The organism is Hyunsoonleella pacifica (assembly GCF_004310335.1).
Taxonomy (GTDB): Bacteria; Bacteroidota; Bacteroidia; order Flavobacteriales; family Flavobacteriaceae; genus Jejuia; species Jejuia pacifica.
Genome location: NZ_SIRS01000001.1, coordinates 626,853 through 651,906 on the forward strand (window position 1 = coordinate 626,853; position 25,054 = coordinate 651,906).

Annotated in this window: 21 protein-coding genes and 1 pseudogene; 9 read left to right on the top strand and 13 right to left on the bottom strand. The window is 36.6% G+C overall.

Annotation, left to right across the window (positions count from 1 at the left end; all coding sequences use genetic code 11):
- Positions 1 to 16 precede the first annotated feature (16 nt).
- The 9 genes from EYD46_RS02390 to EYD46_RS02430 are packed head-to-tail and all read left to right on the top strand — an operon-like array spanning position 17 to position 8,742.
- On the top strand, positions 17 to 721 hold the full coding sequence (locus EYD46_RS02390) for an RraA family protein (protein WP_130935450.1): 705 nt from the start codon (positions 17 to 19) through the stop codon (positions 719 to 721).
- Positions 722 to 756: 35 nt separating this feature from the next.
- Positions 757 to 2,205 (top strand): sugar porter family MFS transporter, encoded by a 1,449-nt coding sequence (locus tag EYD46_RS02395; RefSeq protein ID WP_130935451.1) that lies wholly within the window; start codon positions 757 to 759, stop codon positions 2,203 to 2,205.
- 6 nt (positions 2,206 to 2,211) lie between these two features.
- Entirely contained in the window at positions 2,212 to 2,643 is a 432-nt protein-coding gene (locus EYD46_RS02400; RefSeq protein WP_130935452.1) for a cupin domain-containing protein, read from the top strand.
- Positions 2,644 to 2,649: 6 nt separating this feature from the next.
- Positions 2,650 to 3,453, top strand: coding sequence for an SDR family NAD(P)-dependent oxidoreductase (locus EYD46_RS02405; RefSeq protein ID WP_130935453.1), 804 nt, complete (start codon positions 2,650 to 2,652; stop codon positions 3,451 to 3,453).
- A gap of 36 nt (positions 3,454 to 3,489) precedes the next feature.
- Positions 3,490 to 4,542 carry a lactonase family protein gene (locus tag EYD46_RS02410; RefSeq protein WP_130935454.1) on the top strand — a complete coding sequence of 351 codons (1,053 nt, stop codon included), beginning with the start codon at positions 3,490 to 3,492 and terminating at the stop codon, positions 4,540 to 4,542.
- Between the two features lie 16 nt (positions 4,543 to 4,558).
- Complete coding sequence (locus tag EYD46_RS02415) at positions 4,559 to 5,698, top strand: extracellular solute-binding protein (protein WP_130935455.1); 1,140 nt, start codon at positions 4,559 to 4,561, stop codon at positions 5,696 to 5,698.
- Between the two features lie 2 nt (positions 5,699 to 5,700).
- Positions 5,701 to 6,471 carry an enoyl-CoA hydratase/isomerase family protein gene (locus EYD46_RS02420; RefSeq protein WP_165454321.1) on the top strand — a complete coding sequence of 257 codons (771 nt, stop codon included), beginning with the start codon at positions 5,701 to 5,703 and terminating at the stop codon, positions 6,469 to 6,471.
- A 2-nt stretch (positions 6,472 to 6,473) separates the two neighbouring features.
- Entirely contained in the window at positions 6,474 to 7,661 is a 1,188-nt protein-coding gene (locus EYD46_RS02425) for a CaiB/BaiF CoA transferase family protein (RefSeq protein WP_130935457.1), read from the top strand.
- 13 nt (positions 7,662 to 7,674) lie between these two features.
- On the top strand, positions 7,675 to 8,742 hold the full coding sequence (locus EYD46_RS02430; RefSeq protein WP_130935458.1) for a mannonate dehydratase: 1,068 nt from the start codon (positions 7,675 to 7,677) through the stop codon (positions 8,740 to 8,742).
- A gap of 304 nt (positions 8,743 to 9,046) precedes the next feature.
- Here the strand turns inward: EYD46_RS02430 and EYD46_RS02435 are convergent.
- From EYD46_RS02435 to EYD46_RS02495, 13 genes and pseudogenes are all read right to left on the bottom strand, one after another.
- Positions 9,047 to 9,172: pseudogene (locus EYD46_RS02435) on the bottom strand (glycoside hydrolase domain-containing protein); the annotation flags it as partial.
- A gap of 309 nt (positions 9,173 to 9,481) precedes the next feature.
- Positions 9,482 to 11,821: a GH92 family glycosyl hydrolase gene (locus tag EYD46_RS02440; protein WP_130935459.1), complete on the bottom strand. Its 2,340-nt coding sequence runs from the start codon at positions 11,819 to 11,821 to the stop codon at positions 9,482 to 9,484.
- A gap of 10 nt (positions 11,822 to 11,831) precedes the next feature.
- Positions 11,832 to 12,806 (bottom strand): type I phosphomannose isomerase catalytic subunit, encoded by a 975-nt coding sequence (locus EYD46_RS02445; protein WP_130935460.1) that lies wholly within the window; start codon positions 12,804 to 12,806, stop codon positions 11,832 to 11,834.
- A gap of 87 nt (positions 12,807 to 12,893) precedes the next feature.
- Complete coding sequence (locus EYD46_RS02450) at positions 12,894 to 13,058, bottom strand: glycoside hydrolase family 92 protein (protein ID WP_229731257.1); 165 nt, start codon at positions 13,056 to 13,058, stop codon at positions 12,894 to 12,896.
- A gap of 80 nt (positions 13,059 to 13,138) precedes the next feature.
- On the bottom strand, positions 13,139 to 14,908 hold the full coding sequence (locus EYD46_RS02455; RefSeq protein WP_130935462.1) for a class I mannose-6-phosphate isomerase: 1,770 nt from the start codon (positions 14,906 to 14,908) through the stop codon (positions 13,139 to 13,141).
- Between the two features lie 9 nt (positions 14,909 to 14,917).
- Positions 14,918 to 15,856 carry an ROK family protein gene (locus EYD46_RS02460; protein ID WP_130935463.1) on the bottom strand — a complete coding sequence of 313 codons (939 nt, stop codon included), beginning with the start codon at positions 15,854 to 15,856 and terminating at the stop codon, positions 14,918 to 14,920.
- Positions 15,857 to 15,876: 20 nt separating this feature from the next.
- Positions 15,877 to 18,594, bottom strand: a complete 2,718-nt coding sequence (locus EYD46_RS02465; RefSeq protein WP_130935464.1) for a GH92 family glycosyl hydrolase — start codon at positions 18,592 to 18,594, stop codon at positions 15,877 to 15,879.
- Between the two features lie 108 nt (positions 18,595 to 18,702).
- Positions 18,703 to 18,930, bottom strand: coding sequence for a polysaccharide deacetylase family protein (locus EYD46_RS02470; protein ID WP_130935465.1), 228 nt, complete (start codon positions 18,928 to 18,930; stop codon positions 18,703 to 18,705).
- A 55-nt stretch (positions 18,931 to 18,985) separates the two neighbouring features.
- Complete coding sequence (locus EYD46_RS02475) at positions 18,986 to 20,002, bottom strand: LacI family DNA-binding transcriptional regulator (RefSeq protein WP_130935466.1); 1,017 nt, start codon at positions 20,000 to 20,002, stop codon at positions 18,986 to 18,988.
- Positions 20,003 to 20,118: 116 nt separating this feature from the next.
- A complete protein-coding gene (locus EYD46_RS02480; RefSeq protein ID WP_130935467.1) occupies positions 20,119 to 22,437 on the bottom strand; it encodes a hypothetical protein in 2,319 nt (772 codons plus the stop codon).
- 94 nt (positions 22,438 to 22,531) lie between these two features.
- Positions 22,532 to 22,783, bottom strand: coding sequence for a hypothetical protein (locus EYD46_RS02485; protein WP_130935468.1), 252 nt, complete (start codon positions 22,781 to 22,783; stop codon positions 22,532 to 22,534).
- Positions 22,784 to 22,809: 26 nt separating this feature from the next.
- On the bottom strand, positions 22,810 to 23,583 hold the full coding sequence (locus EYD46_RS02490) for an SDR family NAD(P)-dependent oxidoreductase (protein WP_130935469.1): 774 nt from the start codon (positions 23,581 to 23,583) through the stop codon (positions 22,810 to 22,812).
- A 2-nt stretch (positions 23,584 to 23,585) separates the two neighbouring features.
- On the bottom strand, positions 23,586 to 24,962 hold the full coding sequence (locus EYD46_RS02495; protein ID WP_130935470.1) for a sugar porter family MFS transporter: 1,377 nt from the start codon (positions 24,960 to 24,962) through the stop codon (positions 23,586 to 23,588).
- Positions 24,963 to 25,054: the final 92 nt, after the last annotated feature.

The window sequence follows — 25,054 nt, forward strand, 5'->3', positions numbered from 1 at the left end:
TTTGTAATCAAACGATATGAGCAGTACTAATAAAATTTGGAATGATGATAAAGAGCTATTCGCTATAGCCAAGTCAGAATTATTTGTAGCCTTAGTAGGCGATATTTTAGATACGTTGGGATACCAACATCAATTTTTACCACCTAATATAAAACCATTGAACACAGATTTTGTGGTTATAGGTAGAGCAATGCCAGTTTTAGAGGCCGATGTTTTTGAAGAGTCTGTAAAAGACACTAAAAACCCCATGATGAAAAAGCCTTTTGGAATCATGTTTGAAGCCTTAGATGACTTAAAAGAAGACGAGGTTTATATCTGCTCAGGTTCTTCTCCAAGATACGCATTGTGGGGAGGTTTAATGAGTACAAGGGCTATGAAATTAAAGGCAGCTGGTGCTGTACTTCATGGCTATTCACGAGATACCAACGAAGTTTTAAACCTTAATTTTCCAACGTTTTCTTACGGAGGTTACGCCCAAGACCAAGGTCCAAGGGGTAAAGTAATAGACTATAGAGTTCCTATAGAAATAGAAGGCACACGAATTAATCCAGGAGATATTATTTATGGAGATAGAGATGGCGTTGTAGTTGTACCAAAAGAAGTTGAAGAAAAAGCTTTTGCTGGAGCTATAGGTAAAGCCAGAGGAGAACAATTGGTAAAAAAGGCATTAGAAGAAGGTATGAGCACTGTAGATGCCTACAACAAATTTGGAATTATGTAAACCATTAATAAAACAACCAACTAAACCAAAATATAATGAGTAAAACATCAAACTATTTACTAGGTATTAGCTTTGTATCAACCATTGGGGGCTTTCTTTTTGGCTACGATACAGCTATAATTTCTGGATGCAATACGTTTTTAGAATCTCAATACAATCTTTCTGCAAGTATGCTAGGTTGGATTGTGTCATCGGCCTTATTAGGTACAATTCTGGGATGTATCATTTCTGGAAGCATTACTGATAAATTGGGAAGAAAAAAAGCATTAATAGTAGCAGCATTGTGTTTAACATTATCTGCTTTTGGTTCCATGCTTCCACCTCAATTTTTAGGGGATTTAGAAGCATCATATTGGATAACTTCTACATCAGATACTTCATTTTTATTTTTGGTAATTGTTCGGGTTATTGGAGGCATCGGCGTTGGTATAACCTCCGTTGTTGCACCTATTTACATCTCAGAACTTACACTACCACAAAACCGAGGAAAAATGGTTTCTCTATATCAGTTGTCAATCACTCTCGGAATTTTATTAGCTTTTTTAGTTGATTGGTTGGTGTTAAGTAGTGCGGGAGATGCAGCCGGTATGATAAGTCAAGATAATGGAGGGTTTTGGAATTGGTTATTTGTTGAAGAAATCTGGAGAGGCATGTTTGGTACAGAAATACCAATAGCACTATTATTTTTATTCCTATTATTCACAGTACCAGAAAGTCCAAGATGGCTAGCTATTAATGGAAAAGCTGTTAAAGCTTATGATATCATGGTCAAAACTATGGGCGAAACCATGGCAAAATCTCAAATGGATGAGATACAATCAGTTGTGAAATCAGAATCTCAAGGATTTAAAGACTTATTAAAACCCTATTTAAGACGTCCGTTTTTAATTGGAATTTTGCTACCCATGTTTTCACATTTAAGTGGAATAGCAGCCATTATGTATTTTGCTCCCAATATTTTGAATGAGTCAATCCAAAGTGTAGAAAGTTCTTTTCTAGGCGCAGTACTTGTAGGTGTAGTTAATTCAATTTTCACGTTTGTAGCCATTATGAATATTGAGCGTTACGGACGAAGAAAATTACTTCTAATTGGCGTCATAGGTGCCGCCATATCATTGTTTGGCGTAGCAGCCTTATTCGCCATAGGCTCTAGTTTGGTTATTATTCCATTGTTACTTTATGTGGCGTGTTTTGCTTTTTCTTATGGCCCAATTGTGTGGGTTATTATTAGTGAAATTTTTCCAACTAAAATTAGAGGTTTAGCAGTAAGTATAGGAAGCCTTTCTTTAATGGTAACAGGTTTCTTTATCACACTAACCAATCCAATTTTTATAGAAAATATAAAACCTTCAGGAACCTTCTTTCTTTACGGCGCATTAACACTACCAGCTACTTGGTTCATATGGAAGTTTGTGCCAGAAACAAAGGGCAAAACATTAGAGGAAATAGAAATGTCTTGGAAAAAAGGTTATACTAAAGATTGATACAGTATGAGTAAAAACGTTATAGAACAATACAAAGTAGAGGGCAATGGTTATCATCCGTTTTTAATACGAGAAGGTTGGCAAGTGGCGCAATTAAACTACATGCCAGAACAACATATAGATAACATAAAAAAGCTGGATGTTCACTTTTTAACCGATGAAGTGTTTATTCTCTTGAAAGGAGAAGCCGTATTAATTGGGGCTGAAATTGAAGGCGATAGTGTAACCTTTGAAGCAGAATTACTAAAACCCAACATCACATATAATATTCCTGCCAATGTGTGGCATAATATAGCTATGAAAGAAGGAAGCGAGATTATTATAGTAGAAAAATCAGATACACATATATCAGACTTTGAGTTTTTTCAATTAAATGATGCGCAAATAGCTGAATTAAAACAGAAGGTAACAGCTTGTTTTAATAACCAAAAAGATTAAAAGCCAATGACACAAATTAACTTAAAAGGCAAAAAAGCCCTAGTAACAGGAGGAAGTCAAGGTATCGGCGCAGGAATTTGTAAAGCATTGGCGGCGTGTGGTGCTGATGTATTTATCAATTATTACAGTAATAAAGATAAAGCACAGGAGGTAGCAGATGAGATAACATCAAAGTATAATGTTACGGTAAGCATAGGAAAAGCCAATGTGGCAAAAGCTTCCGAAGTTAAGGATATGTTCAGTCAAATGGATGCCGAAATTGGCACTATTGATATTCTTGTAAATAATGCTGGTAGTGAAAGCGTGCAACATGTTTTAGATTTAGAAGAAGACGAATGGGATAGGGTAATGGGCATCAATTTAAAAGGCCCTTTTTTATGTGCCAAAGAAGCAGGAAAACGTATGGAAAACAATGGAGGCGGTGTAATAATAAACATTTCCTCAATTCATGATACGGTTCCTAGAAAGGGATTAATCCATTACTGTTCCGCAAAAGCAGGATTAAAGATGTTTACAAAATGTCTGTCTTTAGAGTTGGCAGAAGATAATATTAGAGTGTTATCTGTAGCACCAGGAGCTATTGAAACAAATATGAACCGAGAAGAAATCAACAAATTTGGACGGGAGAAGTTTCATAATTGGATACCATCTGGGCGAATAGGTAATGTTACCGAAGTAGCCAATACCGTAGCATTTTTAGCCAGTGATATGGCGGACTATATCAACGGGGCAGATTTATACATCGATGGTGCCTACATGAACCACACGATTCAATACGACCCGCGCCCTCTGAGAAAAATGAATAAATAGATGAAACTAATTTTAATAACAATTGCATTATAAAGTATGGGTGTTTTTTATACAGGAAGCTATACGGGGCAAGGCACTCCGGCAGAAAATCCAGAAGGAAAAGGTATTGGGTGTTTTGAATTTAATTTAGAAACAGGAGAAATTACCGAAAAAAGCTATACGAAACAGCGAAACCCGAGTTACTTGGTAATTTCTGACGACAAAAAATACCTTTATGCGGTTGAGGAAACCCAAGAAAATCTCAAACCAAAGGTACATGCCTATAAGATTAAAAATAATGGAGATTTGCGCCTTATAAATTCCCAACCTATCAGTGGCGATTACGCATGTCATCTAGCTATTATTGAAAACAAATTGGTACTGGCAAGTTACGTGTCAGGAAATATTTTATCCTATCCCATAAACACAGATGGTAGTCTTAATTCATATTCACAAGACATTCGGCACGAAGGTGTTGGCCCTAATAAAGAACGGCAGGAAGCGGCACATGCCCACATGATATACCCTTTTGCACATAATCAAATGTATGCGGTAGATTTAACTTTAGATGCTGCAAAAGCGTATCAATGGAAAGTGAAGACTAAGCAATGGGAAAGCACACCAAATTTAGATATACATATTGCATCTGGTAGTGGTGCGCGCCACATGGTTATGGATTACAATCAGGAATTTGCCTATATACTTGGAGAATTAACAGGGGAGATTTTTGTTGCAGATTTAAGTGTTGGAGAGAGTACCATCGTTCAAAATATAAGTTTTATTCCTAAAAATCATGATGGGGCTGTAGGTGGTGCGGCCATAAGGTTACACCCCAACGGAAAGTTTTTGTACGCATCAAATCGCGGTTCTGAAACCATCGCCATTTTTAAAATTGATGACCAATCCAAACAGTTGTCGCTTGTAGCGCATCAAAGTACCTATGGTAAAACACCAAGGGATTTTAATATCCATCCCGAAGGCAAATGGCTTATAGCTGCCAATCAGGATAGCAATAGCTTAGAGGTGTTTGAAATAAATACCAATGATGGTACACTTCAAAAGAAATCAACATTTAAAGTAAATACACCAGTAAATATTTGCTGGTTATAATTTAATTAAGTTAATAATGATTGAATTAAAAGGCATAGCATGGGACCATCCAAGGGGGTATGAGCCACTCATAGCTACATCAAAGGCATTTCAAGAAAATAATCCAAATATCAATATCACTTGGAAAGTGCGTTCCCTAAAGGAATTTGGAGACACGCCTATTGAATATTTAATTGAAAATTTTGATATCATAACCATAGACCATCCCTACATGGGGCAAGCCCACAAAAATGGCTTGCTACTTCAATTGGAAAACTATATAACCCCCGAAGCATTAGATGCTTTGAAACAACAGGCTTTAGGAAAATGCTTCGATATCTATAATTACGAGGAACATTTTTACGCCACTCCAATTGATGCGGCCGCTTTAGTGGCGTCTTATAGAAAAGATATTATAGATAGCTTGGAACTGGACTTACCTATAAATCAAGAGGAATTAAAAGCATTTTATAAAAAGTTACCTTCTGGGTTTTCAGTGGCTTGGGCATTATGCCCAACAGATATTTGGTGCACATTTTTAACGCTATGTGCCCAAAATTTTGGTTCTGGATTTATTGATAATAATGAAATTAATTCCAAAGTTGGTATTTCAACTTTAGATGAGATAAAATTGCATGTAGAACATAGCCATCCCCAATCCTTAAACTGGAATCCTATTCAGATACTGGATAACATGGGGAATGAAGAAAGTGTAATTTATTCGCCTTATTTGTTTGGGTACACCAATTATTCCCGGAAAGGGTATACTAAAAACCTAGTACATTTTACAAATAGCCCTAGGGGATTACAAAAAGATATATCAACGATTATGGGAGGTGTAGGACTAGCCGTATCTGCCTTAACCAAACATCCTGAAATAGCTTCAAAGTATGTAAACTATGCAGCTAGTGCTGAGGTTCAAGAAGGTGTGTTTACCAAAAACGATGGGCAACCCGCAAGTAAAACTGCTTGGGAGAGCAAAACTAACAATGTGTTATGTAACGACTTTTTTAATGATACAAAATGGACTATTGAAAACGCTTATATACGTCCGCAACATCCAGGATGGAACGGATTTCAAGAACAGGGTGCCGATATTATTCACGAAGGTATATTAAAAGATACAAGTTCAGAAGCTATCATAAAAAGGTTAAACGACTGTTACAAATCCGTTTAGTTATGAAAGCATTTAAAACGATAACCATTGAAACTACCGATGCCATTGCTGTGTTAAAATTTAATAGGCCAGCACAATTGAATGCCATGAATCGAGAGATGATGGATGAAATAATAGAAGGTATCCATTGGATTAACGCCCAGCCTGACTATCATGTTGCAGTAATTACGGGAGCGGGCAGGGCATTTATGGCAGGAGCAGATATTAAGGAATATGGAAGCCAAACACCAGAAGAGTTTGATGACTTTCAAGAAAAGGGTAAAGAATTATATAATGCTATTGAAAATGCAGACAAACCTTGGATTGCCGGTGTTAACGGTTTTGCCCTAGGTGGTGGTTGCGAGATAGCCTTAGCCTGTGATATGATTGTAGCTTCAGAAACTGCCAAAATGGGACTGCCAGAAGTGTTTTTAAGTTTAGTTCCAGGTGGTGGTGGCACCCAACGATTAATCCAAAAAATAGGGATAAACCGAGTTAAGGAAATGTTGTTTCTAGGAGGACAATACGATGCTAATACTTTAAAAGATTGGGGGTTGATTAACCAGGTGGTTTCCAGCGAGAATTTTTTAACCGAAATGATGGATTTTGCAGGGAAACTTTCAAGAAGGCCTCATAAATCTGTAGCACAATTAAAGAGTTTGGCAAATATGAGCTTAACATCAATACCTTTTGAAGAACGTATCAATGAAGAGGCCCTAACAGTTAAACAATTATACCTTGATGAAGAAGCACAAATGGCCATTCTAAAATTCATAAAAAAGTCTAAACAGTAATCATGGAGCAACACGGACCTTTAAAAGGATTGGTAGTAGCCGATTTTTCGCAATTGGCACAGGGGCCATGGGCTACCCAAATGTTGGGTGATATGGGAGCAGATATCATTAAGATTGAACCACCAAAAGGCGATTGGATGCGTCATTATTCCTACGGGAATTTATATCCAGAAGGTGAGAGTATCTCATTTATAAGTTTCAATAGAAATAAAAAAAGTATAGCACTCGATTTAAAATCTGACGAAGGCAAAAAAATAGCCAAGGACATTGTTGCCAAGGCGGATATTCTTCTGGAAAATTTTCGTCCAGGTGTGATGGAACGCTTAGGTTTGGGATATGATACTATGAAAACCTTAAACCCTAAGCTAGTGTATTGCTCAAGCTCAGGATACGGGGCTTCAGGACCTTATTTAAAAAGACCAGGGCAGGATTTACTGGCACAGTCCATAAGTGGGGCTCCCTATTTAAACGGGCAGAAAGATGGGTTGCCCGTGGTTACCGCCGTAGGTCAAGCCGATTTATTAACTAGTTTGTTTATTATACAATCGGTTTTGGCGGCTATTTATTCGAGAAGTGTATCAGGTAAGGGGCAAAAAATTGAAGCTAATCTACTAAATTCAACAGTAGGTTTTCATATTCAAGAAATTACAGCCTTTTTATTAAAAGGTACAAACCCAGAACGTAGTGCAAGCGGTATCCCTAATCCATGGTTGGGTGCGCCCTATGGTTTATACGACACTTCTGATGGTTACATTGCCATTGGAATGAATTCTGTACAAAAACTAGCGCAAGTCATTGGTTTACAAAAATATGATTTAGATAAGTACAAATCGAATAACATCATTGATAATCGTGATGGTATTCGAAACGATTTTAATGTTGTGTTTAAAACCAAAACCACTAGTGAATGGTTAGAAGTGTTATTGGCAGAAGACATTTGGTGTTCGCAAGTCAATAGTTTTAAAGAGATGGTGGAAGACCCACAAATAAAGCATAATGACATGATTTTGGAGTACGAACACCCAAAGGTGGGTACTATAAAAACTACGGGGTTTCCTGTGAAGTTTAGTGATACACCACAAAAAATTGAAAAACCGGCACCTTTACTCAACCAACATGCCGAAGAAATATTAAAACAATACTGTGGATATTCTGATATGGAGGTCCAATCATTTTTAAACAAAACATAAAACAATTACTGAAATGAAATTAGGATTCGGATTATACCGTCACATGCTGAACGAACAGCATTATAAGTTTGCAAAGCAATGTGGAGCTACCCATGTTGTGGTGCACATGGTAGATTATTTTGGGAATGCAGATAATAGTAAATCTAACGCCAACCAACCCATAGGTGGAAATAAAGGCTGGGGAAAAGCAGGTAACGGAGAGTTATGGTCTTTAGAGGAGCTTTTAAAGATTAAAGAAGACATTAACAGTCATGGTTTGGAATGGTATGCTATTGAGAATTTTGACCCTTCAATATGGCACGATATACTTCTAGACGGTCCTAAAAAAGAGGCACAAATAGAACAGGTAAAGGAACAAATACGAATTGTGGGCAAAGCAGGCATTCCAGTATTTGGTTATAATTTTTCTTTAGCAGGCGTATCCAGTAGGGTGGAAAAACCGTTTGCCCGTGGTGGTGCGGTTTCCGTAGGGATGGAAGGTTCGGTTGACGAAACCCCAATACCAAATGGTATGGTTTGGAATATGGTCTATGATGATAATGCACCGGCAGGGACTGTAGAAAGAGTGTCTCACGATATACTTTGGGAGCGCTTACAATACTTTTTAGACCATGTGATACCTGTAGCTGAGGAGGCAGGCGTAAAAATGGCAGCCCACCCAGACGACCCACCGATGCCTTATGTTAGAAACACACCACGATTGGTATATCAGCCTGATATGTATCAACGCTTAATAGATATGAAACCTAGTGATAATAACAACCTAGAGTTTTGTTTGGGTACCATATCTGAAATGACTGAAGGAGATGTATATGAAGCTACAAATCAATATAGTGCGCAAAATAAAATAGCCTATATACATTTTAGAAATGTCGTAGGCAAAGTTCCCAATTACCATGAAGTATTTGTAGATGAGGGGGATATTGACATGTTTAAAATATTAGAGATTTTAAAGCGTAATAATTTTGAAGGTGTTTTAATCCCAGACCATACACCACAAATGAGTTGCGATGGCCCTTGGCATGGGGGTATGGCTTATGCTATGGGGTTTATGAAGGCAGCATTACGAGCAATAAACTAAAATATGTAGCATACAAAAAAATAAGTTATATTTCTTTTGGATAAAAACATAACAGAAACTACATGAGCATATTTACAATGGATTCCTGAATTTGAAAATTAATTATATCTAAATAATTTTAATAAAAAACGAAAGTAAACTATTATCACAGTTTTTTATTTAGCTTTCGTTAAGGCATCATGTGTTATAAAATAGTCCTCATGTTCTTTTCCATTAATAACTATTTTAGTTTTGCCTGTATTATTTTGTTGCTTTGGAATAACTAGTGCTGATTTGTTATAATATTCATCATCTAAATAAATGGTTATTTTATCAAACTTGGTCGGAAAACAACATAGCTAAGTTCATTAGGAGACACAGGATAAATACCCATCGTTGAAAATACTGCCCATGCGCTTATGGTACCTGTATCGTCGTTTCCCGGTAAACCATCTTTTGTTTTGGCAGATCTTTACGACCTACTAATACAACAAATAGTACTAGTAAAAGAATATTAAGTAATTTTAAGAGAGTAATACTTCTTTATTTTCATATTGAAGGCTAAAACCTTGCGATTCAATAACAATACCTTAGTTCTCATAAATTTTTTTCAATCAATTTGTCATTCCGCACTTGTTGCGGAATCCAGTTTTTCTCTTGGATTCCTGCCTTACTGAAACAAATTCAGCACATGTCGCAGGAATGACAATGTATCGTTGAAAAAGCATTTTAAAACTATAGATTTTAAACCCATAGTGGTTTATTTTTTTTCTAAACTCAAAGAATAAGGTACTGCGTTATCATTACTAGCCCAATCTTTATTTGGGGTTGCGCTCATATTAAAGGTTAATGTGCCTCCTTCTTTTAGCATTTCAAAATTTAAATAACTTTTGTTGTATGCCTCTCCGTTTAAGGATGCTTCATTGATATAAACATTATCTTTTGAGTTTGACGGTGCAGATATTAGTAATGTTTCCCCATTTTCAAAATGAACGGTTGCCTTTTTAAAGAGTGGACTACCGATAACATACTCATTTACTGCTGGTGTTACGGGATAGAACCCTAAGGCACTAAACACATACCACGCCGAGGTTTGTCCGTTATCCTCATCTCCACAATAACCGTCTGGTGTAGCAGAATAAAGTTTGGTTAACACTTCACGCACTTTCTCTTGTGCCTTGTAGGATGCATTTGCATGATTATACAAATAAATCATGTGCTGAATAGGCTGATTACCATGGGCATAGTTACCCATATTCATAATTTGCATTTCGCGAATTTCATGAATGGTAAAGCCGTAATACGAATTATCAAAATCTGGAGGCATATTAAATACCTCATCCAATTTATTTTCAAATGCTTTTTTACCTCCCATAAGTTCCATGAGTCCGTTGATGTCATGAAAAACCGACCATGTGTAATGCAAACTATTCCCCTCGGTAAAGGCATCGCCCCATTTTAGAGGATTAAACGGACTTTGAAACGTACCGTCTTCATTTTTACCTCGCATCCATTTGGTTTCTGGGTCGAATAGATTTTTGTAATTCAGTGAGCGTTTATAAAACGTTTCAGCTATATCTTCTTTTCCTAATTTTTCTGCCATTTGAGCTATGGTAAAATCGGCATAGGCATATTCTAAAGTTCGGGCTGCATTTTCTTTAATACCAACATCATAAGGCACATAGCCTAATTTGTTGTAATATTCTATGCCTTCACGCCCAACAGATTTTAGGGTGTTACCTCCAGATGAAACAGGTCTACCTTCTGAGGTCGTGGCGTTTTTTAACATTGCTTCCAGTAATACATCGGTATCTGTCATATCAACACCTTTTAATAATGCATCTGCAATATTAGGTGCCGAATTAGAGCCCACCATACAATCTCTATGTCCTGGACTTGCCCATTCTGGCAACCAACCAGATTCTTTGTAAGTGTTGGCCAACCCTTCCATGATTTGTGCATTGAGTTCTGGATACATCAAATTGAAAAAGGGAAACACCGCCCTAAACGTGTCCCAAAATCCATTATCAGTAAACATATAACCAGGCAACACTTCGCCATTATACGGACTGTAATGTACTGTTTGATTTTGTGCATCTATTTCATGTAATTGTCTTGGGAACAATAACACTCTGTAAAGACAAGAATAAAAGGTACGGATGTTATCAATATTATCATCTTCAATTTTAATTCTACCTAGTTCCTCTTCCCAAGCGTTTTTGGCTTTAGCTTTTGTAGTTTCAAAACTATCAGCTCCAATTTCTCTATCTAGATTAAGTTTTGCTTGTTCTAAACTTATGAAAGAGGACGCTACTTTTACGTGTACTGCTTCTCCGCGTTTAGTTTTAAAACCTACTATGGCGCCCACATGTTCGCCTTCATTTTCTTTACTATTTTCCAAAAGCGTCCAGTTATCTCCCCACGTATGGGTAAGTTCAAAATCTTTATCAAATTCGGCTACGAAGTAATTATGAAAATTATCAGGTACGCCTCCGCTATTATTTCGACAATAGCCAATAATTTTACGTTCTTCAGGTATGATTTTTACCATGGAACCTTTAAAGAAACCATCTAACAAAATATAAGATTGATTCTCTGGAAAAGTAAATTTAAAATGAGCTGACCGCTCTGTTGGCGTTACTTCTGCAGTAACATCATAATCAGCTAAATACACTGAGTAATGATGCGGTTTTACCGTTTCGGCTTTATGCGAAAACCAAGATTGGCGCTCGTCCTCTTGAAACTTTAAATCGCCGGTTATGGCCATTAACGAAAAGGCCGCATAGTCATTTATCCAAGGACTTGGCTGATGGGTTTGTTTTATACCTCTAATTTTATTTCCGTCGTATTTATAGGTCCAACCATCTCCCATTTTGGAGGTCATTGGTGTCCAAAAATTCATGCCCCAAGGGGTTGCAATGGCAGGATAGGTGTTTCCATTAGATAGTTCAAAAGAAGAATCTGTACCCATTAAAGGGTTTACAAAGTCGACTAGATTTGACGTTGTATCAATGGCATAACAGGTATCTTCTTGCTTTGTAGCATTATTACACGAAACAATGAGCAAAAAACCAATAACGTAACTAAATGTTGTTTTCATGATATCAATCTTATTGATAATATACCTCTAATACTTTGGCACCATTAGATTGTAGTTTAAGGGTGTTTAAACTTGCAGGTACTAATAGGGTTTCGCCTGTTTTTAAGCTATAATCAATGCCATTACAATCAATATTAAAGTTGCCTTCTACACATATATAAATTATAAACGAATCTATATTGCTATAATTCATTGGCATTTCGCCATCTATGGCTATTATATTGGTTTTAAAATACGGGGAATGTACTAGTGTGTTTGATGTGTTCTGGTTTAACTGATAGTCAGATTTATAAGAATCGTGTACTGCATAATCAATCACATCAACTGCTAAATCATTGTGAAGTTCTCTTTTTGAGCCCGTTTTTGCATCCACCCTGTCGTAATCATATATTCTATAGGTAATATCAGAAGTTTGCTGAATTTCTGCTAGCATAACACCCGCACCAATAGCATGCACTCTCCCTGTTGGTATATAAAACGTGTCGCCGGGATTTACGTTTTCGTGATGCATCACTTCTAAAATAGTGCTGTTGTCTAAATGTGATTTGTATTCTTTTTGCGTGATTTCTTTATCAAAACCAACAATTAATTCGGCATCGTCATCAGCCTCCATAACATACCACATTTCATTTTTTCCAAAGGAATTATGGCGTTCTTTTGCTATTTCGTTACTTGGGTGTACCTGAATGGATAACGGCGTTTTTGCATCAATAAATTTGATAAGTAGAGGAAAGGTGTCTCCAAATTTTTGATACACATTATTCCCAACAATTTTACCTTTAAACGTGTTGATGAGTTGCTCAAGAGTTTTACCTTTTAAGGCTCCATCGGCCACTAGGGTTTCATCGTTTTCAACACCTGAAATTTCCCAAGATTCGCCAATGTTAGTTTCCTTATAATCTTTGTTTAGTACTGTTTTTAGTTTTTCACCTCCCCATATTCTATATTTAAAAAGTGGCGTGAATTTTAAGGGATATAAATCCATAAATTTTTGTATGTTAATTAATGCATTGTTTTCGTAAGTAAAAATACTTATAAACTGCTAAACCTCATATAGAACTTTAATGCATTTTTATGGAAAATTACCATAAATCTTGGCTGAAATTAGATTTTCAAATATTTTGTTTAAGTTTGGAACACTACTCATTTCAAACTTTAGTGTACCGCCTGCCAAAATCTCTTTGTGGGTAATGTAATTCCTATTAAGGGTTTCTCCATTAAGCCATATCGATTTCACATGAATGTTATTTATTGCTTTACCTATTAAGAAATGTCTATCTACATAAGATTTTTAGTATGTGTTCTATAAATATTCTATTATTTCATAAAGGCCTTAACGACCATAATCTCTGAGTTAGATTCATTAATAATTTTATAAGAACCTGCATTTGCTGGAATAACAAAGGTTTCGGCATAATTAAAACGTTGGCGTATGCCATTTTCAGCTTCAACTATAATGCTTTTACCTTCTACTAAAGATAGTACATGGCAAAGGTTATTAGTTTTCACTTCTACATTAGTTTTTAAATGAAAACGGTGTACGTCGTACGAGTGTTTCTCATGGGTTGGTAAGTGATACAATGTCCAATCGTCTCCTTGTTCTAAAACATACGGATGCGAAATTAATTTCTCTTTTACATAGTCTCCTTTACTTTCAAAGGATAGATTGTCCATACCGCGTTCAATATTTATAGGTCTTGGTTTTCCATCTAAATCTACACGTAACCAATCGTACATTTTAAATGTAAAAATGTAAGGGGTTGCACTAATTTCTAGCACAAGGTTATCTGTACCAGAACCATGAATGGTACCCGGAGGAATTAAAAATAAATCGTGCTTGTTAGAATCATGAACCTGTACATGTTTTGTAATATCAATCTCCTTTTTGTTTTCAAAACTATACTTTAAATCTGTTTCAAAAGCTTCAGGATTGATATCTTCCTGAAATCCTAGGTAGCATTTTGCATCTTCCCCAGCATCTAGTATATAATAGGTTTCTTCTTGGGTAATGGGTTCTCCAAAATGTGTCTTCATGTAATCTAAATGCGGATGGCATTGGATAGATAAGTTACCACCATCAAAGGTGTCAAGAAAATCAAAGCGAAGAGGAAATTCATAGCCATATTGGTTAGCATGTTTGCCCATCACAGCATGATGTTCTTGAAACATTAAACAATCGAAAGATATTTCTAGGAGATTACCATCGCTTTCAAATAACAACCCATTTTCAGGAACTATTAATTCAAAAGACCAAGCGTAATTAATTACATTTTTGTTCAGTCCATCTATCTTATCAATAATCCATTGGCCTCCCCATGCTCCTGGTTCAAACCAAGGACGCACCCTAAACATGTTTTGAGACATCGCTTTTAATCCATCTCTAACATCGTTTCCTTTCATCCAATTAATATGGTCTATGCGTTGCTCATCTACAAAATAATCTATTTGGGGTAATAGGTCTTTTTTATGGGTATTTAGTGTTATCCAATCTACAAAATAGTAGCGTTTGTACATGGGTTTAATAGCATCTGGTTTGGAGGCTCCAATATTTAATACACTTTTTGCTCTGGCTCTAAATTGAAGCTCGTTTTTTGGTAAATCTATATATACCAAAGCACCTTTCCATCCAGCTAAACTGGCTCCTACACCTATAATGATGTTTACATCGGCATCAGCATTAGGTTTTAAGTATGCTAGTTTTTCCTTGTTAAAAAAATCTTCTAACTGTAGTGTTGTACGCTTGCCAAAAATGGGGTCGTCTCCTCCAAGAAAAGGTGCTATCAGTGCATCAATTTCTGCTTCTGGCTTTAAGGCTGTATCAGCGTCAAACCACGCGACATCTTTTCCTTTATTTTTAAAAGTTTCATTTATCTGTGTTTTTATCTTATCGAAAAACACACCAATATAGCCATCAATGATAATCGTTTTTTGGTTGGCCAGCTCATCTACCAAACTATTGATGTCTGATGCAATTTTTCCCGACTCTAAGCTTATTGAAGGATACAAATCGTACATCCCAACAGGGGATTCTTGTTTTTTTTGAGGCAATAAGTATTGGTCTGATTTTCTTAGTGTTGTATAGTTCATAAAGCTATATTATTTAAGTTTTATTAGTACTGGTAGTATGTTTTCATAAGTTTTATCATCGATTAAGATTGCACTTCCCATAAATGCCGATTTTTCCTTTAAATCGGATAAAACGATTTCCGCAGAGACATTTTCACTATCAAAATAGGTCTGCATAGCCTCCCCAAATAAAGGGTAAGCTCTAGAAATATTACCTCCCAGGACTATTACATCTATACTAGATTTTTGTATCCAAGGGTTTAGAAAAACACCTATGCTTTTGCCAAAATCGGCAAAGAGTTGTTTGGCATCTGGATTTGTTTCACATAATGCTACGATGTCTTTCACACCATCGCATTTATATCCTGTTTTTTGTTCAAACCTGTTGATTAATCCGCGGGTGGAGAAGTAATCATCTGCCGTAGCATTTTCAAATGGTAAGTGCCATAAGCACCCATCTTGTGGCACCTCATTGCCATCTACAACAGGCACTCCGTTTTTTATAAAAGCAGAACCAAACCCAGTACCTAAGGTTATAGATAGGATGGATTTGTTGGTTTTGGCCTTTCCAAATTTGGCTTCGCCAAGCGCAAATGCAATGGCATCATTAATAAACCTAATTTTAACCGGCTGGGATAGATTTAAAAATTCTGTTAACCGTTCTCTAACATTCATACCGTAAGTATGTTCGTATTTGCCGTTTTGTCCGTTAAAGCAGGATACCCCGTTTACATAATCAAAAGGTCCTGGCATTGCAAAACCTATACCTGCAAGGTTATTTACGCCAATTTTATCGATGGTTTTTTTTATGACGTTTCCCCATGTTTTTATTACTTCATCAGAAGAGCTATGGCTATTCACATGACTTTCTGAAAAACTTTCTGGCAGTAATTGCTCGCTTTCTAAATCGAAACCCATACAGCTTATATGGCTTCCTCCAACATCTACTCCAATGGCTATATTTTTCATTTTAATACTTTCTTAAATGATTAATTCAATGGAGGCGGTGTTTTGGTTCCCCATTTTTTATTTGGTTTGTTGCATAACCAAATTTCTAAGGTGCCACCTTTTGCAAAATCTTCATGTAAAAACCAGAAGTTTTTAAGTTTTTTGCCATTAAGTTTCGCTTTTTTAATGTAGCAGTTCTCTTTGCTATTATTGTAGGTTTTGATAACAAATTTATCCCCCTTGTAATAGTTATTATTTAATGCGATAGAAATTTTATCAAAAACCGGTGCTGTAATTTCGTAGTATGGCGTTTGAGACTCAGTGCCAATAATATTGAAAAGCCCAATAGACATTAAAGCACTAACACCACCCATTTGTCCTTGGTCTTCATCGTGCCCTCCATAACCTAAATCTGGCGTAATTCCGCCGTAGGCTTTTTCATTAACCTTGCGCACCCAGTATTGGGTTAACCAAGGTGCATTGGCATAACTAAATACATGTGCATTCGAGCATCCTGGTTGGTTGGCATAGCTTATATGTCCTGAGCCATAGCTGTGTACAAAACTGTTTTCTTCTTCCTGCTCAAAAGCGTAGTTTAGTTTTTTTGTGAGTTCGTTATCGCCTCCCATAAGAGCTGATAAAGCGGGGATATCATGAGAAACTCCCCATGTGGCTTGCCACGCATTGGCTTCTACGTAGCCCCATCCTTTTAAAGGGTCCTCATGTACAAAATTTCCTTTTGGGTCTACAGGAAATAATAATTTCTGTTCTGGATTATAACACTTTTTCCAAGATTGCGAACGTTTAAAAAAGTAATTGTAGTCTTCTGTTTTTCCTAATTTTTTAGCCATTTGGGATGCTCCCCAATCTTGAAACGATGCCTCGATAGTAATGCCTGCATTGTTAGGCCACCAGCCGTTTTTATCATAAAAATCAAGGTCGTGTGCAAAGAACTTTCCACCTCCCATCATACCTCCGGGAAAATGGTTGTTTTTTATTTGTTGAAATGCATTTTCATGGTCAGTTTTTGTTAAAATATCTTTTATAAAAGCACTTACTATAAGGTTTGTTGCGGGGCATCCCGTCATTATAAAAGAATATCCTCCTCCTGAGGGCCCTCTAGGAAGCAACCCACCGTTGTTGGAGTAGGCTACCATTGATGAAGCCATATCATCTTGAATCTCTGGCCATGCCAAGCCCCAAAGCACATTTAAATTCCATTGCGTTAACCAAAAAGCATCTGAGTTATACATATTGTGTTTAACCTTTCCTTTTGAATCTAGCCCCGGATTTTTAACAAGAAAATTGGCGTCGGTTACAAAACCATCGGTTAAATTTCCTGTATTGGTCTTTTCGCCTGTAGTTCTATCAGGGTAGTCGCCATTAACATCGTTTATGCGATGTCTTCCTAATAACACATGCCATAAATCGGTGTAGAATTTTATACGCTGCGCTATGCTTCCGCCTTCAACATTGATTTTACCAAGCCATTCGTTCCATATATTTCTACTGTCTTCAGCTACTTTGTTGAAGTCCCAAGTGGTACATTCTGTGTTTAGATTATTCCTTGCATTTTCTATGCTTGTGTAAGAAATGGCAATCTTCATTTGTATTTCTTCTCCAGCTTTTACATGATGTAAGGAAGACACACCAGCCTCGTTCCCTTTTAGGGTTTTAATGTCTTGAAATCTCTCGGTGCCATCCCAACCCTCTAATGTTTTCCAGGGTCTGTCTAATTTAACAACGAAATAAATTTTCACATCCTTTGGGCCAACATTATAAGCTCTGTCTATAGAACTAATAGAACCTTCATATTCTTGCGTATTGATTTTCTTTACATCTGCATTGGTCATTCGGCTGTTGCCCAACAATCCGCCTAGCGAAAGTAAAATTTGGGCTTCTGTGTTTTCTGTCCATTTAAAACGGTAGAAGCCAACTCTATCAGTGGAGGTTTGCTCCACCCAAACCTTACTGTCTGGTAAGTAAACACGGTGGTATCCCGGTTGTGCTATTTCATCGTCATGTTTAAATTTAGATTTCCAGGCGTTTTCGCCTTGGGTGGGGTCAACACTTGCCAATGTGGGCATAAGGTTTAAACCTGAAAGTGTCCATGCATGGATTTGAGGGAAGCCTAATATTTCATCAGAAAAATAGGCATAACCACCACCACTGTTGTTCCAGTTTTTGGTCATAGGCGCAGAGCTAGTAACACCGTAAGGTCTGGAGCCTGTGGCAAATAGAAAAAAGCGACCTTTGTTTGTTTCAATAAAAGGGTCAACCCACTCTACGGGTTCTTGATATTGATTAGGCGATGAGAATACTTCTATTTCCGAAAGGCCTGTGTTTTCATTCACTGCATCATTAATAAGAAAGCGCACAAACGCTACTTTTTTATCTGAAAATGTAACGGCTTTTGCCGTACCATCTTCTGGTAGCTCTACGGCCATAGTACTGCCATCACTAAATTCTAAAGTACCATTTATTACTCTTCCTTCTGGTGTGGGATAATTGTAAATAACCACTTTATTTACCCATTGTGATGTTTCCCATGTAAGTTTTACCCAAGCCTCATCTCTGTTGGCTAACCAGTTGCCATTATCTGAAATCGCTATAATATTATCATTTATATTTTTATGATGGTAGGATGGGTTGATAGAGGAAGAAGCCGATGCCTTAGCTGTTGTGGCAATGTTTTTCGACCCTGAATACGCAAATTGCGTTATTGATGCTATTACTAATATTAAAAACTTGTGTTTCATTTTATTTTGTTTTTAAAAGAATAAATCTTGTTTCAAAATACTCTATCAACAAGGGAGCGGTTAGTTTCTCAATTTCTTCGCCTAAACTGTTTAACAAATACATTTCATTTATCCAGATACCAGAGCTAATACTTTACCGTGCATATAATCTTCACTTCTGTATGCTAAGAGTCTTTTTCCAGAAGGCGATTTCCACCAGAAGCAGAGAGGTTTGTTAAAAGGGAGTCTTGCACTGTGTATATTTGCATCTATTGTAAGATATTTAGACTCTATATAAATATCTAAACTGATACCTGCCAGCAGAGTAATGGCGCATAAAGATTTCAATAGTTTCATAATGTATTATTAATATATTAGTTGATTAACCGGTTAAGCGATTTTTGAAATAAAATTAAATGCTTCCACAAGATTGCTTTATGTCCAGTTTGGTTTTCATTATTATATTTTTTGTTGCTACTACTTTGTTTTCAATAGCATCTAACAATAGGTCTACAGCGGTATCTCCCATTTCTATTATGGGGAAATCAACCGATGTTAGGGGAGGGTCAAACAAATCGAATCCTCTATCTTTTCCAAAACTTACTATGGCTACTTCTTCGGGGACATTTATGTTGTTAAGTTTTAATAAACGTAAACCTTCTTCGGCTAAATAGTGGGTCGCAAATACAATTCCATCAACTTTTTCCTGATACACTAATTCGTTCATCGCTTCTTTGAGACTGGCTTCTACGTCATTGTAAGTTACGTGTTTAACAACATTGGGATTATAGCTAATGTTTTTATTTTTAAGTGCTTGTTTATAACCTTTTAAGCGGTCTTTTATAGAATCTAACTCTAAGGAAATGGTTATAAACCCAATGTATTTTCTACCGTTATCTATAAGTAGTTCTACGGCTGAAGTCACACCATCCTTATCTTCTAAGGCTACAACATTGGTTTCTATATCGGTGTATTTTCTACCCACAATTACAAAGGGAAAGTTCCCTTTTTTTAATTTTAAAATATCGTCGTGGTTTTTTTCACTCGATACGATTATAAGACCATCTACCTGCCTATCTAACATAGACTGTATGATTTTTGATTCTCTTTCTGGAGACTCGCCTGTACTACTAAACACCACATTATAACCTAGTTTTTCTGCTTTTTTTTCAATGCGTCTGGCAATTTGGGCAAAAAAGCTATCTGATATATTAGGCACGATTAGGCCTATCATGTTACTTTTTCCTAAACTTAGGCTTCTGGCTAATTGATTGGGTTTATAGCTGTGAGTTTGGGCATACTGTTTTATTCTATCTTGCGTTTCCTTGCTAACTCTTTTTTCATCGCCTCTGTTGTTCATTACATAAGACACTGTTGTCTTAGACAGATTTAATGCAATGGCGATATCTTTGAGGGAAATACTTTTCAAAAGAATAATTAGTTTAACCGGTTAAGCAAATATATAAAAGTTTTCTATAAAGTTTGAATTTCGAGAAGAAATATACAGATTTTATCAGTGTTAATTTTTTCAATTATATGATGAAATTATGGATGTGTTATGGGTTCTTCTTTAATCATAATTGGTTTGTTGTCAACAAATTCAATACGATAATAGTCGTTCTTGTAAAATACGTGATGTAGGGTTGCGTTACCATTAATTGGCCAGGTATCGTAATTTAGAAGCGGTGTATTGTGTATTTCTGGATAGAAGCCAAAGAAGTTTTTCAGCATGACTTGAGATATCCCTATACCTGATGAACTTTCTCGGTTATTCCATCCACGGTCTGCGATACGTACTCCTGCGGTTTTATTTAATTTGTCCTCGCCCCACAGTTCTCTTGCTTGTGCCCAACAGCCTTCGTAAGTAACTGGTTCTATGGCTCTGTAAAATGTTAATGCATTATTACTATAGTCCATGTTGCTCATGGCATCCATAACTTCTGGAATCCAACCATCAAAACTACCTAAAGGCCCATGGTCTGGTCTGTCTGAATCTTTGGCCGCAATATCTTTTAAAGACTGTGCTCTCATCCATGAATCTGTTCTTAATTCTGTATTAAGAAAATCCATCATTTCATTTCGTATATCTAAACTCACATCGTTGGCTAGATATTTTCCGAAGTAAATAAAATCTAGTACATGACGTACTTCTACTGTTTTATTGTTAGGGTATAAGCTATTCCAAACCCCTTTGCCAGCATATAATTTAAGAATACTTTGCGTCATGCTTTTTGCCTGTTCTTCTAGTGCTTTAGCTTTAGCTACATTATTTTTTTGATAATGTAATTTAGCGGTTTCTCGCATCATCCATACATAGCCAATATTAAACGATGGTACTATATGTACGTAGGTTGGGACGCATTCTAACAAATTTGCTGGGTTTTCACCAAAGTCGGCAAGATGGTACAATTCGTTTTCATACCCTTTTTTACCATAATTTGAGAGGTTTTGCCAGTTTAGGGCATAAGATTCTAAATGAGCCATAACTGTTTTTGTATCTATCTTTTTATCTAAAAACTCGTAATCTCCCGTGGTGGCGATGTACGCACGTATAATCCTGAATAAACACCAATAATTAGCGGAATAGCCATTACCTACGCCTTTGCCTCCAAAATTGTCTTTTCCATAATGTAAATTAGGGTCTATTTCTATCCAAGCCATGATTTGTTCTTTCATCATTTCTGGGTCTACAACTGCCCAAAGTTCAGACCAAATGGCAATGTCCCAGAAAAAAGTTGTTGTAGCTCCCCATCTTGGACCTCCTGTTAAATACACACGTTTGTGTTCTGGCAGGTTGGTGTTTAATAAGTAGAGTAGGGTTGTAGCACCGGTATAATACACTCTTTTTACCTTTTCGTCGTTGGTTTCTAAAACAGGAAAGCATCCAGAAACCAAGCCATTATTAGGTTTAAATAAATTTTGCCATTTATCTTCCCATTTCGTTTTTACTGATGCAAACACGGTATCAAATGTGCTTTGCCAGTTTTTTGTTTGGGTTTTAAGGGTTTCTAGGTTGTTATTGTAGGATAAAAAATATTTTATGGTTTTTGATTTTCCTGAAGCCAATGTTACGTTCCATTGGGCTTTGCCACCACAATTTCTAACGGATAGACTGTCGGGTTTAGTTACCAACGAAAATGCAGAAATTGCTGGGGTATTTTTATCTTGAATGTAAATATTTTGCGCTTCTTTATGTGTACTAAAATGTGGGGAGTTAAGAATAGCGTTGTCCTTAGGCCAATGTGTTTCTTTTTCTGTGTGATTTGAAGTTATGTGCTTTCGCATGTCTTCTATGGCAGGGTTACGATGCTCTGACCTTTTTCCATCCCAGTCTGGATATGGGTACCACCAATTCCACTTACCATCTTCATATTGGCTTATGTAGCTTATCATATCTAAATCTATCTGGACACTTTTTTGCTCGTTGTCTTTATTTGTGATGTCTATCTCCCACATTATGGCATTGTCTTCTACTAGCATTCGTGTGGTGCTATGTATTTCAAGACCATTTACAGTAGCTTTTCTTAACGCTTGATAGGGTTGCCAACGAAAGTGTGATGCTTCAGGTATTATACCGTTAATTTTTAGTGTACCTGTGTGGTGTCCACCAGAAAATGGTGCAGACACAAACCAACTTACCGATGTTACATCGCGATTAAGTAGTGCTTGCCCTCTGAAATTGCGTATGGAAGGCTCTATGGCCATAGTATCTGATGCTATCCATTTCCCTGAAACTTCATCAATTGTTGGGATGTTGGTTGTAACAGATACATTGCTTTTCTCTTTGTTTTTACATGAGATTAAACTCATATTTAAACCTATTAGAATAACTAAAACTACTGTTGTTTTTAGATAGTTTTTCATGATTTTTAATTAAGTAATTCAGGGTGTTTTTCAAGCAGAATTAATATCATCCTTATGGACTTTATAGTTGAGTGTGGTTTGGGAGTATCTGTATTCATAACCTCCATCCTTTTTTAATTCGGTATAGCCTGCCGTCTTCTCCTTGAAAATCGAAAAATAACAACAACCGCTCTTTGATAACCTCTTGAGGATTGACTTCTAGTGCAACTTCAATGAATGTAGCGAAATCTCTTATCCATGTTTCAGCCAATTCCAATTCTGAGTTCTCTTGTGTTTTATTATAGGTTGTAGTATTACAAGATGATGCAATTAGTAATAGCGTGATTAGTACTGAAAATTTAAGCATGTTGAAAAGTTTAGTTTTTGTCTATTCTATTCAAAGTATCTAGGTAAAGTGGATAATCCACCATCTATTTTAATGTCGTCTCCATTGATGAAGGCCGCCTCATCCGAAGCTAAGAATACAGCCGTCATTGCCACTTCTTCTGGTTTGCCACAACGTAGCATTGATGCTTGATTTATGGAGGCTTTTAAAAACTCTTCGCCTTCGGTTTTAACTCTATCGGTAAGCATTGGTGTTAAAATTGTACCTGGGGAAATACTGTTAAACCGAATGTTTTTGTTTCCAAATTGACCTGCCAGTTGGTTGGTCATAGATAGTAATCCTCCTTTAGCTGCGGCATAGGCTGTCCAATCATCCCAACTTCTATGGGCTTGAGTAGATGATATATTTATTACACTACCGTGTTTAGCAGAAATCATAAAGGGTAGACAAGCACGAATACAACGAAATGCTCCCTTTAGATTGATGTTCATTAGGGTATCCCAATCGTCATCTGTCATTTTAGTAACTTCTCCTGGTATTGCTACGGCGGCATTGTTTACCAGTACGTCTATTTTCCCAAAGATATTGATGCAGGTTTCAACTAGAGATTGCACTGCCTTGGTATTGCCTATGTCGCAATGCTTGTATATTACTTTGTTGTTACCGTTAGCTAGCCGTTCTGTCTCTTTTTTGCATTTTTCCTCGTTTATATCTGCCATTAAAATATGGGCGCCTTGTTTAACAAAAGCCTCACTTATAGCAAGTCCTATGCCATCTGCGGCTCCTGTTATAATAGCTACTTTATCTTTTAATCTGGACATTTTTATTTTTTATTAAGCCAAAATTCTTCTATTGCTTCTAAGGATTTTCCTTTGGTTTCGGGTAAAATTTTAATAACTATCCACCCCGATGGGATGGTACATAGGGCGAAAAGCCAAAATGTGCCATAGGGTTTTAAATTTTCCAGCAACCAAGGAACCAATTGGCCTATTGCAGTTGCGCCAATCCATAGGGCAAAGGTTGCGATAGACATGGCAAAACCCCTAATATTGGTTGGATAAATCTCTGATAATAATACCCAAACCACTGGGCCGAATGAAAACGCAAAACACGCTACAAATGCAAGTATAAAACCAATGAGTAGGTACGGACTGTTTACGTCTAAATAAAACAAAATGCCTATGGCGATAAGTGAAATTAAAATTCCAAAAATACCAAAGAGCAATAGTTTTTTACGACCAAACTGGTCTATTTTCCATATTGCAATTAGTGTAAACAGTACGTTTACTATGCCAATAATTACTTGTCCGCCCAGGGCATCTCCTAGTTGTAACCCAGCTTCTTCTAACAGCCTAGGTCCGTAATAGATTACTGCATTTATACCGCAGAGTTGCGTAGATACTGCTAAAATTACCCCAACTATTAAGGCTGTTTTAAAGCCTCCTTTAAATATAGAACTTATTTTGACTTTGGTTTTATTGGCGTTGTTAAATAATTGCAGTTCGTTTTTTGTTTCATCTTCGCCTACTATTTTAACTAGTATGTTTTCGGCTTTATCTACTTTACCCTTACTTAAGAACCAACGCGGACTTTTTGGTATCATAAACAAAAGCACTAAAAATAAAAAAGCTGGAATGGTTTCGCTACCTAACATGATGCGCCACACTTCTGAAACAAACACTTTTTGTACGCCTTCAGAAGCATCTACAAGTCCATTGGATTCACTGATATCTAAAAACCACGCATTGGTAAAATAGGCTACTAAAATACCCAGAGTAATGGCAAATTGGTATAGCGATACCAAACTCCCCCTAATTTTTGCTGGTGCAATTTCTGAAATGTATAATGGAGATAGGATGGATGCCAAACCCACACCGATGCCTCCAATTAATCGGTAGGCGATAAGACTTTGAAACCCTTGGGATATCATACAGCCAAATGCTGATATACCAAATAAAATTGCTGATACTATTAGCATTTCTTTTCTTCCGTATTTATCACTTAAAATACCAGCTATCAGGGTACCGGTAATGGTACCTACCAAGGCGCTACTAACGTACCACCCCTGCAATATGGCATCTAGTTGGAATTGGTCGGTTACTAAACTTATGGTGCCTGAAATAACTGCTGTATCAAAACCAAATAGAAAACCTCCCAAGGATGCTATGAATGCTAATTTGTAAACAATAACTTTATTCATTTTTAAACTTCTATGTTAAACTTGATTAAACAATAACATCTTTTTTTTTCAAACATCCGTGTTTTTTAGACGAATAACCTTTACGCGTTTGC